Genomic DNA, 17,328 nt, shown 5'->3' with positions numbered 1-17,328 from the left:
CATGAGCGATCTGAACAAACTGGGTCTGGCCGAGGCCCGCGACGCGCTGCGCAAGGGTGATGTGACCTCGGTCGAGCTGACTGAATCCTGCCTCAAGGCTATCGACGACGCCGACGCGCTGAACGCTTTTGTCCACAAAACACCCGAGATCGCGCTGGAACGCGCCAAAGCAGCGGATGAACGGATCAAGGGAGGTGACGCGCCTGCCATGTGTGGTTTGCCGATCGGCATCAAGGACCTGTTCTGCACCAAGGGCGTGCCCTCGCAGGCGGCCTCGAAGATTCTGGAAGGCTTCAAGCCCGAATACGAATCCACCGTTTCGCAGCAACTGGCCGAAGCGGGTGCCGTGATGCTGGGCAAGCTGAACATGGACGAATTCGCGATGGGCTCGTCCAACGAGACCTCGGTTTACGGCAATGCGGTTAGCCCGTGGCGTCGTGGCAATGACGACGCGCAATTGACACCCGGTGGATCGTCGGGCGGCTCGGCCTCGGCTGTGGCCGCTGATCTGTGTCTGGCCGCTACCGGCACCGACACCGGTGGCTCGATCCGCCAGCCAGCCGCGTTTACAGGCATCACTGGCATCAAGCCGACTTATGGCCGTTGCTCGCGTTGGGGCATCGTGGCCTTTGCGTCCTCGCTGGACCAAGCGGGTCCGATGACTAAGAACGTGCGCGATGCAGCCATCATGCTCGAGGCGATGTGCGGCCACGATCCCAAGGATTCCACCAGCACTGAGCTGGCCGTGCCGAATTTCGAGGCAATGCTGACCGGTGACATCAAGGGTAAGAAGATCGGCATCCCGAAAGAATATCGTATGGACGGCATGCCAGCCGAGATCGAAAAGCTGTGGGCCGACGGCGCCGAGATGCTGAAAGCCGCAGGTGCCGAGATCGTCGATATCTCACTGCCCCACACCAAATATGCGCTGCCTGCGTATTATGTGATCGCCCCGGCCGAGGCGTCTTCGAACCTCGCCCGGTATGACGGTGTCCGCTATGGCCGCCGGGCTACGCTGGCGCAGGGCGATGGTATCACCGAGATGTACGAGAAAACGCGCGCCGAGGGCTTCGGTCACGAGGTGCAACGCCGTGTCATGGTTGGCACCTATGTGCTATCGGCCGGTTTCTACGATGCGTACTATAACCGTGCGCGCCGCGTGCGGACGCTGATCAAGAAAGATTTCGAAGATGTTTTCGCCGCAGGTGTCGATGCGGTCCTGACCCCGGCAACGCCGTCCGCAGCCTTTGGTCTGGGCGAAATGACCGAAGCCGATCCGGTTCAGATGTACCTCAACGACGTCTTCACGGTGACGGTGAACCTGGCTGGCCTACCGGGTGTCTCGGTTCCTGCTGGTCTGGACAAGCAAGGTCTGCCGCTTGGTCTGCAGCTGATCGGCCGCCCGTGGGAAGAGGGTGATCTGCTGAACACGGCCTACGCTTTGGAAAACGCGGCTGGGTTTGTGGCCAAACCGGGCAAATGGTGGTAAGCCTAAAGACAGGCAAGAGAACGCAAGACGGAGCAGCTGGATGCGCTTTACGCTTCTGATCCCCGCAATCGGGTTGGTAGCCGCCTGCAATACGGTGGCCCCTATAGGCGGTACTGATTTCAACACTCCATCCTATCAGGCCCAACGTGAGGCACAGCTAGCTGGACAAGGGTACACCGGAAACCCCTTACTTGGCCCAACTGAAGTGACCGAGCAACAACTTGGCGCACCGGGTGAGGTCGTCCCTGTGCCGACAGGTGACAATGCGGACCTCGCTTCGGCAACGGCGGCTGCGTTAGCCAGCACGTCCGATCAACCCACATACGTACCAGAGCCTTCGCCAGTTGAAGACCCTATCAACAATGCTATTTCTGACGAACAGGATTTCGAAGCCGTCTCTGGCCGCCGCACTATCGAATCGGACGCGGCGCGGATCGAAGAGAACCGTCAGACTTATGAAGTAGTCGCACCGACCGCTGTTCCGGCGCGCGGCACGGATGGCCAACCCAACATCGTTCAATACGCGCTAAACACCTCGAACCCGGTCGGAACCCAGCTATACAGCCGGGCCGGTTTCAATCTGCAGGCCAAGGCGCAACGCAATTGCGCGCGTTTCCCGTCGCCGGATCAGGCACAGATCGAGTTCCTTGCAAATGGCGGCCCACAGCGCGACCGTAAAGGCCTCGACCCGGATGGTGACGGATATGCCTGCGGCTGGGACCCCAGCCTATTCCGCAGTGCCGTCAACAACTGAATCACTCACACCTATCTGGCGCCCATCCCCGAACTTTGGTGAACGCAAGGGTGGGCTGAAACCATCCCTTGTCGTATTGCACTATACGGCAATGGACAGTGCACAGGCAGCGCTGGACCGACTTTGTGATTCTGCCTGCGAAGTCTCGGCACACTATCTCATCGGTAGGGATGGATCGCTGTGGCAGATGGTCAGTGAAGACCGCCGGGCCTGGCACGCCGGAGCGGGGGAGTGGCATGGCCAGACCGATATCAACTCCCGCTCGATTGGGGTTGAGCTGGACAACACAGGCTTTCATCCCTTTTCTGAGCCCCAACTTTCGGTGCTTGAAACCCTTCTTGGTCAAATCATGCGGCGGTGGTCGATCCTGCCGGAGCAGGTGATTGGCCATTCCGATATGGCCCCGGGCCGTAAATCCGATCCTGGTCCACGCTTTCCATGGCAACGGCTGGAACATTCCAAGCTTGCCGGTCGGCGGTGCCAAGAGAACTCGCACAAGAATCAAGTCCAAACATTCCGGGCTCTGGCCCGTTCCGCAGGTTACACGGCCGAGGCAGACGACGATACACTGCTCGCAGCTGTGCGTCTCAGATACCGCCCATGGGGCAAAGGTCCTCTGGTGCCAGCCGATCTCGAACCGCTGCCCAAGTAAGTCGATCCGCACTTCATCTGGCCAAAAATATCTCGGGGTTGAATTGGCCGCAGGCCAAGAAGGGGCTGGCCCCTTCATTTCCCATCCACTCTTGACGCCACCTGTCCCAAAGCATACCCAACGCCAGCGCGGAGGGCCGGATGGCCGCTGGGGCTTTCGGGCCCGAGAGGAAAGTCCGGACTCCACAAGACAACGGTGCCGGGTAACGCCCGGGCGGGGCAACCCGACGGAAAGCGCCACAGAAATCAGACCGCCCGGGGCCTCGGCTCAGGGTAAGGGTGAAACGGTGGGGTAAGAGCCCACCGCGCCGCTGGCAACAGCGGCGGCACGGCAAGCCCCACCGGGAGCAATGCCAAATAGGGTCCCCGCGCGGACAGGTCGGCGTCAGCCGATACCGCCGCTAAGCGCGTCTTGGCCGAGAGGGACCGGGTTGGCAGCTTGAGCCGCGCAGCAATGCACGGCCTAGAGGAATGGTCATCGAAGGGGGCAACCCCGGAACAAGATCCGGCTTACAGGCCCTCCGCGCGTATTTCCTGATTAACGGCCTGGCGCCTTGTAGGCTCCGGTAAGTTTCGCGGCCTTCTTGGAAACAGCGACAAAATCCTTAGCCTTCCACGCGCGCACGGTTTCAACTTTCGACACTGCGCCTGACGCCGCAACGGCCATACCGATAGCCACGGCATCCGTGCCATCTGGCAATTCGCTGACGACCACCACGTCATTGTCGCCCGTGGTCATGTAGAACGCCAACAGTTTGCCGCCGGCTTTCTTCAGCAATGCCCTGACCGCGCCTGAACGATCCACGGGCTTCTTCAGCATTCCATTGACGCCATCCTGCGAATAGGATGCGTAAGTAATGAAAATAGGCATGATTACCTCCTGTCAAAAGTTGATTCAGGACCCGAAATTTGGCCGGTCCTTTGGCCCTCATGCGCGTATCACCCTGCCGCGATTTGTAGGTTTGCAACCAGCCAAATGCCTGCGGCGATCAACGCCAAACCAGTAAGCGGAACAAGCCACCGCGCCCGTGGCATCAGTTTTTCCAGCGCGACATAGATGGCGATGCCGACGATCCAATAGAGGTTCATGACCCCGCCAACGAACAACAGCAGCATCAAAGCCCAGCAGCAACCCAGACAGAACGCGCCATGCAACGCGCCGGTACGAAACGCGCCATAGGCACCGGGCCTGTTGTGATCCGCCAGAAATTGGGCCGGGCTGCGGCAATGGCGCAGGCAGGCGGTCTTCAGGTTCGAGAGCTGGTAAAGCCCCGCCGCGATCAGAACGCTTCCCGCAAACGCCTTGGACTTGATCGTCATCATCGGCCCGTCTGACAAGCCGATCAGCTCAAGCCCCCATTGCGCCCCTGTAGCAAAAGCGCTGAACGCGGCCCATGCCACCAGATAACCAGTCAAAAAACACAGGCTGAGCCTAGATGCTCGGGACTTGTCTGGCCCCATTCGTTTGATCGCGGTGAAAAGCAAAACAGTAGGCGCGGCGCTCGGGGTCATCATCGCGATCATCATGACCCACCACATCAGGAAGATCAGGACAACATATGTCGGCGTCCATCGGACCTCGGTCGCCATTTGCATGGGGTTGCCGACCGGACCCGCCATCCGGGTCATGTCGATTGCTGTCATATTCATACCGATACCGGTGACGGTATACCACGAGGCCCCTAGTATGATTAGAAGCACGCAGGACAGAACAATCCCATTATCATGCCGCAGCACGCGATCCACAACGCCGGGGCGAGGCGAATTCACAGCCATGCCAACCCCCGTTTAAGCGCCCAGTACACCGTGGCCCGAGATATTGAGATGCGCCAGATGCGCGTGGGTCGCGTCAAAGGTCAGATTAATTTCACCGCCAGTTGTCTTAGCGGTCCCCGAGGCGGCCTCGGCGTGTCGGTATTCGAATCCATTGGGCAGGTGAATAGAGGCCCGATGGGGTGCCCCTGAAACGATGTGCGGAATTGGATTTACCTTTACGTCGAAAACACCAGAGACTTTGGCAAAGCCTGTCCTCTCTTCTCGATTCCAGTTTGCCTCGATCGGAACATAAAGGGTCTCGTACTTTGTTGGTGACATCGCACTAAAGACGTACCACATGGTTGCCAATTCATCGGTGTCTTCACCCATCATGATGGCTTGAATGGCGGTTCTTTGGTCGGGGGTGGCACTGTCATCGATGATCAGTTGCATCTGACCGTTGCCTTCGTGAATCGCCCCTGGCCAGTGATACACACCCGCCGCACGAACCCCGGCAAGGTCTGTATCGCCGTAGTGCCCGGATTCAATATCAAACACGGCGACCGCCTCGCAGTTGCCATGGGTCGGCAGAACACTGAACTGGCACGGACATCCAAAGTTGCAATTGCAATTGGCCAATTCTTCGGCCTGAAGTTTCCATTCGGTCATGATAGCCCCCCAAAGACATGTTCGAATACTCTGCTGACAGAGGGTTCCGCCTGTTCCTGATGCCTCGGGATGCGAGCCTGACACTGGCTTCTTTGTTGGGTGTAATTGGACGACCTTATCACAGAACCGTGAGTGCACCAAACTGGGGCAGGGTCCAATCGCAGGTTTTGTGGATGTTGTGCACGGAATCTGGTTGACTCGGCGGCGCGACCGGGTAAAAGCGCACGCTCATAGGAATTCAACCGAAAGGCCCCTGCCTTTCCGGACGCAGGAGATAACCATGGCGAAGCCGACGACAATCAAGATCCGTCTGAACTCGACCGCGGGCACGGGCCACTTCTACGTGACCAAGAAAAATGCACGCACCATGACCGAGAAAATGACCATTCGTAAATACGATCCGGTCGTTCGGAAGCATGTCGAGTACAAGGAAGGCAAGATCAAGTAATCTGCCGTCCTACTTGGACAAGTTCAAAGGGTTCTGCCAAGGCAGGGCCCTTTTTCTTTGCGCGTTGGTTGCGGTAGGAGGCTGCGTACAGGCCGTTGGGCCGTTGCAACGAAGCATCAGAGGGAAGCGTAATCGAGTTTGCGACGGGTTGCTTTTTTGAATGGCTTGCCTCTACGCTTCAACAAACCGTTCCAAAATGTTGGCCATCATGAAAAAAATCTTGTTACCCACAATAGCTGTATTGGCCCTTGCGGCCTGTGAAGACCCTTATAACCGCTCCGGTGTCGGATTTACGGGGATCGATGGTGAACCCCGCAGCATTTCTGATGTGCCGGGGGCTGTAGGCGTTCTTCCTCCTGCAACGAACGTCCCGGCGGAACTGGCTGTGTTGCCTGCTATTCAGGTCACGACGGACGCGACAGACCCTGAAAAGGTTGCGCGGGTTGCAATCGATAACGGAGGGCGTAGCGATACCAATGCGGTGGTTCTGACTGGGTCCGATACGAACATGTTCCTGAGCACGGTAGCGGTAAACGGTACCTTGTTTGGTGTTCTACAGACCGAAAATAGCAGTACAAAGGTCGACAACTCAGTCGGCGCCAGGTTTGGTCAGAACGCAGAGCAGTTTACTGGCTGCCTGCCTGCGGGTGATGTGTATCGCAAAGGATCTTCCCAGCGAAGCTCGGGGTTTGCTGTAGCGCTGAATTGTAGCTAAGGCTTCAAACTTTTGATTTTCTTAGGCCCCGCCATTCGGACGGGGCCTTTTCTATTTTAGAGCACTTTACGTCCTGAGGGGCGCGCGCGTTAGTCACCCTGTTGTTGCTGCAAAAAGAAAAGGGCGGGTCACTGTAGACCCGCCCTGTGTCATTGGATGCTAGCCGCGCAGCGTTATTCTTGCTGCCCCATGAACATCAGCAGGAACTGGAACATGTTCAGGAACGAGATGTACAGGCTCAGTGCGCCGTCAATCGCGGCTTTGTCCAGCCATTCCTGATCACCATGGGTTGCGTGTGCAACATAGGTGTTCTTGATATCCTGGGTGTAGAATGCGGTCAGGCCAGCAAAGATCAGCACGCCGATGGCCGAGATGGCGAACATCATTGCGGGCGATTGCAGGAAGATGTTGATGACCATCGCCACCAGCAGACCGATCACGCCCATCATCAGGAACGTACCCATGCCGCTCAGGTTGCGCTTGGTGGTGTAGCCAAAGAGGCTAAGACCGGCAAAGGCAATCGAGGTCACGATGAATGTCTGTGCGATCGAATAGGGGGTGTAGATCATGAACACCGAGCTCATCGACACGCCCATTACGGCGGCGAAGACGAAAAAGCCCAGTTGTACACCCGCAGCCGATGCGCGCCGCATCAGCGCACCCCAGCCAAACATCACGAAGGCCAGCGGTGAAAAGATCACAATCCATTTCAGCGGCGACAGGAACAGTGCACCACCCAGGCTGGTCAGGTAACGGTCAGCGCCAATCTGGGCCACCGCGTTGGTCGGATCAGAGGTTACGGCAAGACCGGCAATTGCCCATGCGGCAAGCGCCGTGATCAGCATGCCCACGGACATTGTGCCGTAGACTTTGTTCATGTGGGCGCGCAGGCCCTCGTCAATCTGGGCAGCGCGCGCGCCGGTCGCCGTCCGGATCGTGTCAAATTGTGCCATTAAAGGGTCTCCCTTTGCATTATTCTTCTCGTGACCTGATATCCAGGCCCCGTTCCCCGCAAATATCGGCAACTGTGGGTCGTGTTTCAAGGCTTTAGCGCCGGAAACCGGTTAAAACTCGCAACAAAATGGCGACCTGCGGCAGCGGATCGCCATTCTGTAGGGAAAGTTTCGTTGCAAAGTTACTTTTGCCAGAATTCCGGTGCATCCCACACCGGGCGGCTGGCTTCGGCTTCGGCCTGTTCACGGGTGATTCCGATATCTTCCAGCGCGCGAGCATCCAGTCGCGCCAGAGCGCGGCGCTGGCGGTGCAGTGACAGCACGTTCCATAACAAGGTCAGGCCAAAGCGGCGACGGGGCGGGCAGGGTCTATGAATTGCAATTTGGGTCATAATAATTGTCCTTTCACGGGGTTTGATGGTTTCGATGCGTCCCATCAAGTTCCTTGATTTATATGGCGCGATATGACACATTTTAAAAATGAATATTTTTGAAGTGATGCATAAGGATTCGTGAAGATGCGCAATTTGGACATTACGACTTTGCGGTCGTTCGTGGCGGTGGCGGATCAGGGCGGCGTAACGCGGGCTGCCGGTTTCCTTCATCTGACGCAATCAGCCGTTTCAATGCAATTGAAGCGTCTTGAAGAGCTGTTGGGCCTCGAACTTTTGGACCGGAGCGGTCGGACCATTGCGCTAACGGCATCTGGCGAACAGTTGCTGGCCTATGCCCGCCGTATGATTGTGCTGAATGATGAGGTCATCTCGAAGCTGACCGATCAGGCATTTGAGGGTGAGGTCGTTCTGGGTGTGCCGCACGATATCGTTTACCCGGCGATCCCACGTGTCTTGCAGCGGTTTAACGTGGATTTCCCACGGGTGCGGGTGCAGTTGATCTCTTCATATTCCCTGCAGCTGAAAGAAATGTTCAAGCGCGGTGAATGCGACCTGATCCTAACGACCGAGGCCAGCGGGAGCGAGGGTTCCGAAACCGTCGCCGAACTACCGCTGCGTTGGATCGGTGCATCTGGCGGATCGGCCTGGCGCAAGCGCCCGATTCCCATTGCGGTGGGTCGTCGCTGCATGTTCCGTCCACAGATGATAGCGGCACTGGATGAGGCAGGGCTTCCATGGGAGCTGCTGGTCGAAACCGAAAATGACCGCACAATCGAAGCGACCGTGTCCGCCGATCTTGCCATTCATGCGATGCTGGATGGTACCGAGGCTGCGCATCTGGTGCAGATTGACGATGGCGGCGTGCTGCCCGATCTGCCCGCGCACATGATTAACCTTTACGGTGGCGAGGCTGGTCGAGGTCCTTTGGTCGAAGCGCTGGCGGCTTTGGTTCGCCAGAACTTCCGCATGCTCGGCAGTGCACCTCTGAAGGCGGTGGCCGGTTAAGGCGTAATCACAACCTTGCCAGTCGCTGTGCGATCTCGAAGCAGTTGAAGACCTTTCTCAGCTTCCGTCAGGGGCAGTGTATGGCTTATATGCGGCTTGATCCGCCCCTCGGCGCACCAACGGAACAACGTGTCAAAACTGTCCTGCACGATTTGAGGGCGAAAGCTCAGGTAACCGCCGATATAAAAGCCGATGACGGTCAGGTTCTTGACCAAAAGGTGATTGGCGGGAATCTGAGGCACATCACCGCCAGCAAAGCCAATAGGAAGCAATCGCCCCTCGGGGTTGGTGGCGCGGAAGGCCGCTTTGAACACCTCGCCGCCTATCGCGTCATACACGACGTCCGCCCCGCCCAGTTCCTTGACGCGTGTCCGCAGGTCTTCGGACGCGTCAATCAGGTGGTCCGCACCTGCAGCTTTGGCGACGGCCAGTTTTTCCGCACCCCGAGCATGGGCAATTACGGTCGCGCCCATTAACTTGCCGATTTCGACCGCCGTCAGGCCAACGCCACCCGCCGCCCCTGTGACCAGAAGGGTCTCGCCGGGTTGCAGCCGAGCACGATGATCGAGCGCAATGTGACTGGTGCCATAGGCGATCTGTATGGCGGCAGCGTCCTCGAAGCTGACTGACTCAGGCAGAGGAATCGCACGCTCGGCGTCAAACACACCATATTCGGCCAAACCACCCTGACCCGAATATACAGCAATCCGGTCACCCGGTGCCAAGTTCGAAACACCCGGCCCAATCTCATCGACCACCCCTGCAATTTCCATGCCCTGTGTGAACGGGGCAGGAGGGGTGTCCTGATACGTCCCTTTCTGCATCAATAGATCAGCGAAGTTCAAACCGCAGGCTTTTATGGCAACGCGCACTTGCCCTTCTTGCGGTTGGGGAAGGTCAATGTTGCAAATCTGGGCAGCTGCGCCCTTGGCTTGAATTCTATAGGCCAGCATAGTCGCCCTCCGGTAGTTTGCGGCATAAGTTCTCGCTGTTTGAAGATTGTCAATCTATTACCTTTTTGTGCTGGACAGGCGTAGAAATTGGCGTGCTGGATTTACCCCACGGCAACCACGTGTACCGGATTAAAAGGGCACAACCGGAGCCATTTGTCAGATAAAACAGATTCAACCTTCTTGAAAAAATGCCAAAAAAGCGCGATATTGGCAGCGGTGCTGATTTGGGGGTTTCGTCCTGCTTAGGGAGTGGTTAAGGGCGTCTCGCTAGTGTTGCGGTAGAGTTAATACGTCGCACACCCGAATTGGTTGTGTGTAGTAGAGGAGAATACCAATGACCCATCACGTCGATGTCCATGTGGGAAAGCGCGTCAGGCATCGCCGCTGGCTGATTGGCATGACCCAACAGCAGTTGGCGCAACAGGTTGGTATTAAGTTTCAACAGATTCAAAAGTACGAAACTGGGGCCAACAGAATCAGTGCGTCGCGCCTTTGGGACATTGCCGAGGCATTGGACGTACCCGTCAGCTTTTTCTTTGAAGGCTTGGAAGAGGCCGAGAAGGAGGCGACCGGCAAGAAATCGGTGCCTGCCGATTTGATGGGGGACAAAGAAGCGCTGGATTTGGTTCGGTCTTATTATGCAATTCCGGAAAATCAGCGCCGCCGTCTGTTTGAGCTTGCTCGCGTTCTGAGTGACGTGGCCTGAACGAACCGGGTTGACTCTGGTGCGTGTGAGCCGCACGGGTAGCGCATGCAAAAGACTTCTTTAAGCGATCTGGAAGTAGCCGAAGAAATGGCCGACGCGGCGCGTGCGGCCATTCTTCCGTTTTTCAGGCAGTCGAATCTTGAGACATCCAACAAACTGGATGACGGGTTCGATCCGGTGACCGTGGCTGACCGGAATGCCGAAAAAGCGATGCGAGAGGTTTTGGCAAAATATCGTCCTGATGACGGAATTTTTGGCGAAGAATTCGGTCAGGTTTCGGGGAGCAGCGGCCGAACATGGGTGCTGGACCCGATTGATGGCACGCGCGGCTTTATTAGTGGGACACCCACTTGGGGCGTTTTGATAGCCTTGGGCAATCAGGATGGCCCGTTCCTAGGTGTCATCGACCAACCTTACATCAACGAACGGTTTGTGGGCTCGGCAGAGGTCGCGCTGTCGACAGGCCCGAACGGTACGACGCAGCTAAAGACCCGGTCGACCTCAAGTCTGGATCAGGCGCTTTTGTTTACCACCTTTCCCGAAGTTGGCAGCGCTGAAGAACGAGCCGGGTTCGAGGCTGTGGCCCGGAATGTCCGCCTGACCCGCTATGGCATGGACTGCTACGCTTATGCTTTGCTGGCTGCAGGGCAGATAGATCTGGTGATCGAAGCGGGCCTGAACGCCTACGATATTCAGGCGCCGATTGCGGTGATTGAAGCCGCTGGAGGTATCGTTACCGATTGGCAAGGCGGCCCGGCTCATGAGGGCGGGCGGGTATTGGCCGCAGCGAACGCAGATATGCATGCGGCGGCTTTGGAGCTTTTGCGTAACTTCTAAAATCAGTTGTTCAGGCATGGCTAGTCGGGTAGATTCGACTTGGCTGGTTCTTGTGCCCGTTTTCCGCCAGCCTAGGCACTTCTTGCATGAAACGGGCTGATGCAAGGAGGGCAAAATGACTGAAATCCTGATCAAGAATGCAGATACGATCCTGACGATGGACGACTCGCGCCGTGAACTTTCCGGCGCGGATATCCTGATTCGCGGTGGGCAGATTGAACAGATTGACCACGATCTGCAAACAAGCGGAGAGGTGCACGACGCCACCGGCTGCATCGTGACTCCGGGCTTGGTGAACACCCATCACCACCTCTATCAAACCCTGACCCGCGCGGTGCCCGGCGGGCAAGACGCGCTTTTGTTCGGCTGGCTCAAGACACTCTATCCGATCTGGTCCCGTTTTGGACCGGAAGAGATGTTCGTGTCAGCCCAGGTTGGGCTGGCAGAACTTGCTTTGTCTGGCTGTACGCTCAGCTCTGATCATCTGTACCTGTACCCGAACGGGTCTCGGTTGGACGATACGATTGCAGCGGCGGCCGAGATCGGTCTGCGGTTTCAGCCCACGCGCGGCGCGATGAGCATCGGCGAAAGCGATGGGGGCCTACCGCCGGATTCGCTGGTCGAGCGTGAAAACGCGATCCTTGAAGATATGATCCGTGTCGTCGACGCATTCCACGACCCGTCCGAGGGTGCGATGTGCCGCGTCGGTTTGGCGCCGTGTTCCCCATTTTCGGTCAGTCGCGACCTGATGCGCGGTGCTGCGGTTCTGGCACGGGACAAGGGCGTGATGCTGCACACTCATCTGGCTGAAAACGATGAGGATATTGCCTATTCCCAGGCGAAGTTCGGGTGCCGTCCCGGCCAATACGCCGAGGAATTGGGATGGACCGGTTCCGATGTCTGGCACGCCCATTGCGTCAAGCTGGACGGGGCCGAGATTGATCTATTTGCCAGAACACAGACTGGCGTCGCGCATTGTCCTTGTTCAAATTGCCGGCTGGGGTCTGGAATTGCGCCGATCCGTGCCATGCGAGATCAGGGCGTGCCGGTTGGGTTAGGGGCAGATGGATCCGCCAGCAATGACAACGGCAGCCTGATCCTTGAGGCGCGACAAGCCATGCTGCTGCAGCGGGTTGCCTTTGGTGCAGATGCGATGTCGTCGAGGGAAGCGCTTGAAATCGCCACGCGCGGCGGGGCCGATGTCCTGAACCGCACAGATTGCGGGCGACTGGAATCGGGTAAACGCGCAGACATTGCCATCTGGGATACGCGCTGCATCGAAAGCGCGGGCAGTTGGGATCCGGCAGCGCTGCTGCTGGCCGGGCCGATGAAAGTCAAACACCTGTTTGTAGAGGGGCGCCAAATCGTGCGCGATGGGCATGTCACCACATTGGATATGCCCCGCGTGATTGAACGGCAGAACCAGTTGGCCCGCGCGTTGCAGGCCTAGGAGGTGACGCGCCGACCGGCGATCCAGACTTCGGCAATCGCCCGGTCGTCGCCCATCATGATGGTGGGGAAGATGGCTTCCCAAAGATCATCGGCACAGGCCTCGCGCTGGGCGATGGCCGGAGTAGACGCGAGGTCGAGCACAATTAGATCGGCCTCCATGCCCGGCGCGACGTTGCCGATGCAGTCGTCCAACTGCAAAGAACGAGCCGACCCGACGGTGCCGAGCCACAATAATTGTGCGGCGTGCAATGGCGACCCGCGCAGTTGCCCGATCTCATAAGCCGATGCCATTGTGTGCAACATCGAGAAACTGGACCCGCCGCCGGTATCCGTCGCGAGACCGACGCGATGACCATCCCGCATCAACCCGTCCATGTCGAACAAGCCGGAACCGATAAAGGTGTTCGAGGTCGGACAATGAATCAGCGACGCGTCGACCTCGCGCAGGCGATCACGCTCGCGCGGCTCGAGGTGGATGACGTGGCCGTAAACACCGTGTGACCCTAACAGGCCAAATTTTTCGTAAGTGTCCAAATAGTCGCGCGCATCGGGGAAGAGCTCGCGGACCCAAGCGATTTCGTCCGTCTGTTCGCTCAGGTGGGTTTGCATCAGGCAATGCGGATGTTCGGCCCACAATGCGCCCATCGCCTCAAGTTGTTCGGGCGTCGAGGTGGGGGAGAAGCGCGGCGTGATCGCATAGGATAGGCGGTCAACACCATGCCATTTTTCAAGAAGCGCTTCGGATTGGTCGTAAGCCGTTTGCGCCGTGTCCCTCAGCCCTTCGGGCGCGTTGCGATCCATGCAGGTTTTACCTGCGACCACGCGTTGATTTCGCTGTTGTGCGGCCGTGAAGAACGCATCGACGCTTTCGGGGTGAATGGTGCAAAAGCTGCACATGGTCGTGGTGCCATGCGCCGTGGTCAGGTCCAGATATCGGTTGGCGATCTCGGACGCATAGTTGGGGTCGCCGAACTTCATCTCTTCGGGGAAGGTGTAGGTGTTCAGCCAGTCGATCAGGCGTTTGCCCCAACTGGCGATCATGGCTGTCTGCGGATAGTGCACATGTGCATCTATGAACCCTGCCATGATCACATGCTGGCCATGATCCACAATGCTGGCGTCTGGATGGGCGTCGCGTAGGCTGTCGGCATCCGCCATGGCGGAAATGCGACCGTCTTCGATCAGAACCGCCTCGCTGATCTTGACGGCTTCGGTCGGTTCGCCCTCAAATGGGGAGCCTGTGAAACTCAGGACGCGCCCTTTCAGCAGCGTTTTTTGCGCCATTTTCATTTATCTCCGCCTGTCTGGGACTGTGAAACAGCATAAGCGGGCAAAACTTGTGGGTAAATCGGCGCATTGTCATTGTTTTCCGGTAGCTGCTTCTTCTAATTAGGGGTCAATGACTGAAAAAACGGGGGCAGAAATGACGACAGGCTTTGATGAACCCGTAACAGACTCCGCAAGTGACGAAGACGTCTATGCGCTGGATCGCAAAACCGTCGCGGACATATTGGACGCGGTTGAGGTAGACGATCGCGACAAACTGATCGAGCTGATGGATCCGCTGCACGCCGCGGACATTGCCGACCTTCTGGAGCAGATTAGCCACCACGAGCGTATCCACCTTATCCGTCTGTACGACAAGGAGTTCGATGGCGACATCCTGTCAGAACTGGATGAAGCCGTCCGCGAAGAGATCATCGAAGTGCTGCGCCCGGATGTTCTGGCTGACGCCGTGCGTGACATGGAAAGCGACGATGTCGTCGACCTGCTGGAAGACCTCGAAGAACCTCAGCAAGAGGCCATCCTTGATGCGCTGGAGGATTCCGAACGGATCGCAGCCGAGCAGGCGCTGTCCTACCCCGAAAACTCGGCCGGTCGCCTTATGCAGCGCGAGGTTGTCATGGCGCCCGAGCACTGGACCGTGGGGCAGGCCATCGACTTTATGCGCGCCAATGACGATCTGCCCGAGCAATTCTATCATATCGTACTGGTCGATCCGCGGCTGAAGCCAGTGGCTCAGGTCACGCTGGGCAAATTGATGGCGACGCGGCGTGAAGTGCCGCTGAATGACATCGCCGAAGAAGAATTCCACACAATCCCCGTCGATCAGGACGAGGAGGACGTGGCATATGCCTTCAACCAGTATCACCTGATCTCGTCCCCTGTAGTTGATGCAGACGGGCGGCTTGTCGGGGTGATCACCATTGACGATGCCATGGTGGTTCTGGATGAAGAGCATGAAGAAGATATCCTGCGTCTGGCTGGGGTTAGTGACGAAAGCTCGATCTCGGACAGCGTGGCGGCGACCAGTAAAAGACGCTTGCCGTGGCTGGCCGTGAACCTGTGTACGGCGATCTGTGCCTCACTGGTGATTTCTCAGTTTGAGGCTGCGATTGATCAATTGGTCGCGCTGGCGATCCTGATGCCGATTGTGGCCTCGATGGGTGGCAACGCGGGGACGCAGTCTCTGACGGTGGCCGTGCGGGCGCTGGCAACACGCGACCTGACCGGATCGAACGTAATGCGCGTGATACGGCGGGAATTGCTGGTCGGGATGCTGAATGGTCTGTGTTTTGCCATTGTGCTGGGGACGGTGGGGATGATGTGGTTCGATTCTCCGTTGCTGGGTGTCGTGATCGGCTCGGCCTTGGTCGTGAACATGGTGATCGCGGGCTTTGCAGGTACGGTAGTACCGGTGGTGCTGGACCGTCTGGGCGTAGACCCGGCGCTGGCGTCCGGAACGTTTGTGACGACCACGACGGATGTCATGGGGTTCTTCATCTTTCTGGGGCTTGCCAGCGTGGTACTACTGTGACCGATCTGACCGAAATTAAAGCCGAGGCACGCAAGGCGGCATTTGTACGCCGCAAGGCTGCTTTTGATGCGCGCTTGCCTGGCGCGGCAGGGCGTTTGTCCGAGGTGTTGGCGGGCCATCGCGGCGTACCCCTGTCGGGCTATATGCCTATCCGAACCGAAATTGACCCGTTGGCGGCCATGGCCGAAGCCTCGGCTTACGGTCCGGTCGGTGTGCCGGTGATTCAGGCGGCTGGTCAGCCTTTGAAGTTTTCCCGCTGGACGCCCGAAGGCGCGCTAAAAGACGGACCTTTTGGGGCCAAAGTGCCTGAGGTCGACGATTATTTTGACCCCGAAATACTGGTCGTGCCTCTGGTCGCTTTCGATGCGCAAGGCGGGCGCTTAGGGTATGGCGGCGGTTTCTATGATCGTACGCTGGAAGGGTTGCGCGCCAAGCGCCCGACGCTGGCCATCGGTTTCGCCTTTGACGCGCAGGAGGCCGAAGGGCTTCCGTTGGAGTCGACAGATCAGCCTCTGGATATGGTGATCACTGAAAGCCGGGTGCTGACCTTTTAGGCGTGATCGGGTCAGCCTTGGTGGTTTTCGCGGAAATAGTCCCAGGCATCCACTTCGTGCCCGTCCGGTAAAATGCAGACACCGATCTGGCCGTTTTCACCGTTGCGTATTTCGTACGTTGCACCGCTGTCGACGCAAAAAGTCGCGGCCGGGTTTGCCAGTTGAGCGGTGGAATCGCTGCTCGTTGCTTGGTCACATGCTGCGAGTGCAGTCAGACCGATAATGGCCATTAGGGTGCGAGTCATCGAAATCTCCTGATTAAAGAGCTTTGGCAGATTATGGCGGCAGCTTAACCGCTTGTGCTCGGCAATGACCACACTTAGGACAGATTGGATGAGAATACTTTTTCTGGGTGACGTCATGGGTCGTGCGGGACGCACGGCCATTCAGCAACATCTGCCGCGTCTGCGCGACGAATGGCGGTTGGATTTCGTCGTGGTGAATGGTGAGAACGCCTCGAACGGGATGGGCCTGACCGGGGATCACGCCAAGCTGCTGCTGGATGCTGGCGCAGACTGTCTGACGTTGGGCGATCATGCGTTCGACCAGAAGGACATGCTGCAATTCATTGAGAATGAACCGCGCATCGTGCGTCCGGTGAATTTCGCCAAGGGCGCGCCGGGGCGCGGGCATCGCCTGTATGCCGCGCCTGGCGGGCGCAAAGTGCTGGTGGTGCAGGTGCTGGGGCAGGTGTTTATGAAACGGCCCTTTGATGACCCATTTTCGGCCATTGAACCGATTTTGAAATCGCACCCTCGCGGCGGTCAGGCACAGGCGATTATCGTGGACATGCATTGTGAGGCGACGTCCGAGAAGATGGCCATGGGGCACTACTGCGACAAACGCGCCACTCTTGTGGTGGGTACGCATACTCATGTACCGACGGCTGACGCGCAGGTTTTGCCGGGTGGCACAGCTTATCTGACCGACGCGGGTATGTGCGGGGATTATGACTCAGTGATCGGGATGGATAAAATCGAGCCGATGCGCCGGTTTATCACCGGCATGCCAAAGGCCAGATTTACTCCGGCCAATGGTGAAGCAACACTAAGCGGCGTGTTTGTTGAAACCGATGACCGTGACGGGCAGGCGAAATCTGTGCAAATGGTGCGCATTGGTGGGCGATTGCAGCAAGCCGGGCCGCAATAAGGTCATGTCAGGCTTGCTCTGTCGC

General features: G+C 57.9%; 20 protein-coding genes and 1 other RNA gene. 13 read left to right on the top strand and 8 right to left on the bottom strand.

From position 1 onward, the window contains the following. Nucleotide 1: 1 nt before the first annotated feature. The 4 genes from gatA (at nt 2) to rnpB (ending at nt 3,423) form a co-directional block, all read left to right on the top strand. Nucleotides 2–1,489, top strand: a complete 1,488-nt coding sequence (gene gatA / locus GOW93_RS09210) for an Asp-tRNA(Asn)/Glu-tRNA(Gln) amidotransferase subunit GatA (protein WP_170383366.1) — start codon at nt 2–4, stop codon at nt 1,487–1,489. A gap of 40 nt (nt 1,490–1,529) precedes the next feature. Continuing rightward, nucleotides 1,530–2,243 (top strand): hypothetical protein, encoded by a 714-nt coding sequence (locus tag GOW93_RS09205; RefSeq protein ID WP_170383364.1) that lies wholly within the window; start codon nt 1,530–1,532, stop codon nt 2,241–2,243. Next, the gene (locus GOW93_RS09200) at nt 2,194–2,895 is read left to right on the top strand and encodes an N-acetylmuramoyl-L-alanine amidase (protein WP_170383362.1); all 702 of its coding nucleotides are present in this window, start codon (nt 2,194–2,196) and stop codon (nt 2,893–2,895) included. Before GOW93_RS09205 ends, GOW93_RS09200 begins: the two co-directional genes overlap by 50 nt. Before the next feature lie 128 nt (nt 2,896–3,023). Further along, nucleotides 3,024–3,423: RNase P RNA component class A (gene rnpB, locus GOW93_RS09195), an RNA gene on the top strand. A 9-nt stretch (nt 3,424–3,432) separates the two neighbouring features. Here rnpB and GOW93_RS09190 read toward each other — a convergent pair. From GOW93_RS09190 to GOW93_RS09180, 3 genes are all read right to left on the bottom strand, one after another. Further along, a complete protein-coding gene (locus GOW93_RS09190) occupies nt 3,433–3,765 on the bottom strand; it encodes a GYD domain-containing protein (protein WP_170383360.1) in 333 nt (110 codons plus the stop codon). A 68-nt stretch (nt 3,766–3,833) separates the two neighbouring features. Further along, nucleotides 3,834–4,670 (bottom strand): DUF2182 domain-containing protein, encoded by an 837-nt coding sequence (locus GOW93_RS09185; protein ID WP_170383358.1) that lies wholly within the window; start codon nt 4,668–4,670, stop codon nt 3,834–3,836. 12 nt (nt 4,671–4,682) lie between these two features. Continuing rightward, nucleotides 4,683–5,318 (bottom strand): DUF1326 domain-containing protein, encoded by a 636-nt coding sequence (locus tag GOW93_RS09180; RefSeq protein ID WP_170383356.1) that lies wholly within the window; start codon nt 5,316–5,318, stop codon nt 4,683–4,685. A gap of 280 nt (nt 5,319–5,598) precedes the next feature. Between GOW93_RS09180 and rpmG the strand changes: the two genes are divergently transcribed. Beyond that, nucleotides 5,599–5,766: a 50S ribosomal protein L33 gene (gene rpmG, locus GOW93_RS09175; RefSeq protein WP_037309480.1), complete on the top strand. Its 168-nt coding sequence runs from the start codon at nt 5,599–5,601 to the stop codon at nt 5,764–5,766. Between the two features lie 208 nt (nt 5,767–5,974). Continuing rightward, entirely contained in the window at nt 5,975–6,481 is a 507-nt protein-coding gene (locus GOW93_RS09170; RefSeq protein ID WP_170383354.1) for a membrane lipoprotein lipid attachment site-containing protein, read from the top strand. Nucleotides 6,482–6,654: 173 nt separating this feature from the next. Here the strand turns inward: GOW93_RS09170 and GOW93_RS09165 are convergent, their stop codons facing one another. Both GOW93_RS09165 and GOW93_RS09160 read right to left on the bottom strand, forming a co-directional pair. Then, nucleotides 6,655–7,434, bottom strand: a complete 780-nt coding sequence (locus tag GOW93_RS09165; protein WP_170383352.1) for a Bax inhibitor-1/YccA family protein — start codon at nt 7,432–7,434, stop codon at nt 6,655–6,657. A gap of 182 nt (nt 7,435–7,616) precedes the next feature. Then, on the bottom strand, nt 7,617–7,826 hold the full coding sequence (locus tag GOW93_RS09160; protein WP_170383350.1) for a DUF1127 domain-containing protein: 210 nt from the start codon (nt 7,824–7,826) through the stop codon (nt 7,617–7,619). A 126-nt stretch (nt 7,827–7,952) separates the two neighbouring features. Here GOW93_RS09160 and GOW93_RS09155 point away from each other — a divergent pair, with 126 nt between their 5' ends. Further along, nucleotides 7,953–8,834 (top strand): LysR family transcriptional regulator, encoded by an 882-nt coding sequence (locus GOW93_RS09155; protein ID WP_170383348.1) that lies wholly within the window; start codon nt 7,953–7,955, stop codon nt 8,832–8,834. On the opposite strand, the gene GOW93_RS09150 is transcribed toward GOW93_RS09155, so the two are convergent. After that, entirely contained in the window at nt 8,831–9,787 is a 957-nt protein-coding gene (locus GOW93_RS09150; RefSeq protein ID WP_170383346.1) for an NADPH:quinone oxidoreductase family protein, read from the bottom strand. The genes GOW93_RS09155 and GOW93_RS09150 overlap by 4 nt on opposite strands. A 334-nt stretch (nt 9,788–10,121) precedes the next feature. Between GOW93_RS09150 and GOW93_RS09145 the strand changes: the two genes are divergently transcribed. From GOW93_RS09145 to GOW93_RS09135, 3 genes are all read left to right on the top strand, one after another. Further along, the gene (locus GOW93_RS09145) at nt 10,122–10,493 is read left to right on the top strand and encodes a helix-turn-helix domain-containing protein (protein WP_058280151.1); all 372 of its coding nucleotides are present in this window, start codon (nt 10,122–10,124) and stop codon (nt 10,491–10,493) included. Between the two features lie 45 nt (nt 10,494–10,538). Beyond that, the gene (gene hisN, locus GOW93_RS09140; RefSeq protein WP_170383344.1) at nt 10,539–11,330 is read left to right on the top strand and encodes a histidinol-phosphatase; all 792 of its coding nucleotides are present in this window, start codon (nt 10,539–10,541) and stop codon (nt 11,328–11,330) included. A gap of 115 nt (nt 11,331–11,445) precedes the next feature. Next, entirely contained in the window at nt 11,446–12,780 is a 1,335-nt protein-coding gene (locus GOW93_RS09135) for an 8-oxoguanine deaminase (RefSeq protein WP_170383343.1), read from the top strand. Here the strand turns inward: GOW93_RS09135 and guaD are convergent. Continuing rightward, nucleotides 12,777–14,066 carry a guanine deaminase gene (gene guaD / locus GOW93_RS09130; protein WP_170383341.1) on the bottom strand — a complete coding sequence of 430 codons (1,290 nt, stop codon included), beginning with the start codon at nt 14,064–14,066 and terminating at the stop codon, nt 12,777–12,779. The two genes, GOW93_RS09135 and guaD, sit on opposite strands and share 4 nt — an antisense overlap. Nucleotides 14,067–14,205: 139 nt before the next feature. Here guaD and mgtE point away from each other — a divergent pair, with 139 nt between their 5' ends. Together mgtE and GOW93_RS09120 are read left to right on the top strand one after the other, a co-directional pair. After that, complete coding sequence (mgtE, locus tag GOW93_RS09125; protein ID WP_170383339.1) at nt 14,206–15,600, top strand: magnesium transporter; 1,395 nt, start codon at nt 14,206–14,208, stop codon at nt 15,598–15,600. Beyond that, nucleotides 15,597–16,154, top strand: a complete 558-nt coding sequence (locus GOW93_RS09120; protein WP_170383337.1) for a 5-formyltetrahydrofolate cyclo-ligase — start codon at nt 15,597–15,599, stop codon at nt 16,152–16,154. The genes mgtE and GOW93_RS09120 overlap by 4 nt, the downstream gene beginning before the upstream one ends. An 11-nt stretch (nt 16,155–16,165) precedes the next feature. Here the strand turns inward: GOW93_RS09120 and GOW93_RS09115 are convergent, their stop codons facing one another. Next, nucleotides 16,166–16,399: a putative hemolysin gene (locus GOW93_RS09115; RefSeq protein ID WP_170383335.1), complete on the bottom strand. Its 234-nt coding sequence runs from the start codon at nt 16,397–16,399 to the stop codon at nt 16,166–16,168. A gap of 88 nt (nt 16,400–16,487) precedes the next feature. On the opposite strand from GOW93_RS09115, the gene GOW93_RS09110 reads away from it, so the two are divergent. Beyond that, a complete protein-coding gene (locus GOW93_RS09110; RefSeq protein WP_170383333.1) occupies nt 16,488–17,303 on the top strand; it encodes a TIGR00282 family metallophosphoesterase in 816 nt (271 codons plus the stop codon). Nucleotides 17,304–17,328 lie beyond the last annotated feature (25 nt).

Origin of the sequence: Ruegeria atlantica, assembly GCF_013032455.1 — a bacterium.
In the GTDB taxonomy this organism is placed as follows: domain Bacteria; phylum Pseudomonadota; class Alphaproteobacteria; order Rhodobacterales; family Rhodobacteraceae; genus Ruegeria; species Ruegeria atlantica_B.
The sequence above is the reverse complement of the archived record's forward strand: the minus strand, read 5'-3'. Positions and strand labels throughout refer to the sequence as shown.

Excerpts from the sequence above, each read along its gene's own strand:
- GOW93_RS09190 (WP_170383360.1), bottom strand. The coding sequence starts at position 3,765 with ATGCCTATTTTCATTACTTACGCATCCTATTCGCAGGATGGCGTCAAT.
- GOW93_RS09160 (WP_170383350.1), bottom strand. The coding sequence starts at position 7,826 with ATGACCCAAATTGCAATTCATAGACCCTGCCCGCCCCGTCGCCGCTTT.
- GOW93_RS09165 (WP_170383352.1), bottom strand. The coding sequence starts at position 7,434 with ATGGCACAATTTGACACGATCCGGACGGCGACCGGCGCGCGCGCTGCC.
- hisN (WP_170383344.1), top strand. The coding sequence starts at position 10,539 with ATGCAAAAGACTTCTTTAAGCGATCTGGAAGTAGCCGAAGAAATGGCC.
- GOW93_RS09200 (WP_170383362.1), top strand. The coding sequence starts at position 2,194 with ATGCCTGCGGCTGGGACCCCAGCCTATTCCGCAGTGCCGTCAACAACT.
- GOW93_RS09180 (WP_170383356.1), bottom strand. The coding sequence starts at position 5,318 with ATGACCGAATGGAAACTTCAGGCCGAAGAATTGGCCAATTGCAATTGC.
- GOW93_RS09145 (WP_058280151.1), top strand. The coding sequence starts at position 10,122 with ATGACCCATCACGTCGATGTCCATGTGGGAAAGCGCGTCAGGCATCGC.
- GOW93_RS09115 (WP_170383335.1), bottom strand. The coding sequence starts at position 16,399 with ATGACTCGCACCCTAATGGCCATTATCGGTCTGACTGCACTCGCAGCA.
- GOW93_RS09155 (WP_170383348.1), top strand. The coding sequence starts at position 7,953 with ATGCGCAATTTGGACATTACGACTTTGCGGTCGTTCGTGGCGGTGGCG.
- mgtE (WP_170383339.1), top strand. The coding sequence starts at position 14,206 with ATGACGACAGGCTTTGATGAACCCGTAACAGACTCCGCAAGTGACGAA.
- guaD (WP_170383341.1), bottom strand. The coding sequence starts at position 14,066 with ATGGCGCAAAAAACGCTGCTGAAAGGGCGCGTCCTGAGTTTCACAGGC.
- rpmG (WP_037309480.1), top strand. The coding sequence starts at position 5,599 with ATGGCGAAGCCGACGACAATCAAGATCCGTCTGAACTCGACCGCGGGC.
- GOW93_RS09205 (WP_170383364.1), top strand. The coding sequence starts at position 1,530 with ATGCGCTTTACGCTTCTGATCCCCGCAATCGGGTTGGTAGCCGCCTGC.
- GOW93_RS09170 (WP_170383354.1), top strand. The coding sequence starts at position 5,975 with ATGAAAAAAATCTTGTTACCCACAATAGCTGTATTGGCCCTTGCGGCC.
- GOW93_RS09135 (WP_170383343.1), top strand. The coding sequence starts at position 11,446 with ATGACTGAAATCCTGATCAAGAATGCAGATACGATCCTGACGATGGAC.
- GOW93_RS09185 (WP_170383358.1), bottom strand. The coding sequence starts at position 4,670 with ATGGCTGTGAATTCGCCTCGCCCCGGCGTTGTGGATCGCGTGCTGCGG.
- GOW93_RS09110 (WP_170383333.1), top strand. The coding sequence starts at position 16,488 with ATGAGAATACTTTTTCTGGGTGACGTCATGGGTCGTGCGGGACGCACG.
- gatA (WP_170383366.1), top strand. The coding sequence starts at position 2 with ATGAGCGATCTGAACAAACTGGGTCTGGCCGAGGCCCGCGACGCGCTG.
- GOW93_RS09150 (WP_170383346.1), bottom strand. The coding sequence starts at position 9,787 with ATGCTGGCCTATAGAATTCAAGCCAAGGGCGCAGCTGCCCAGATTTGC.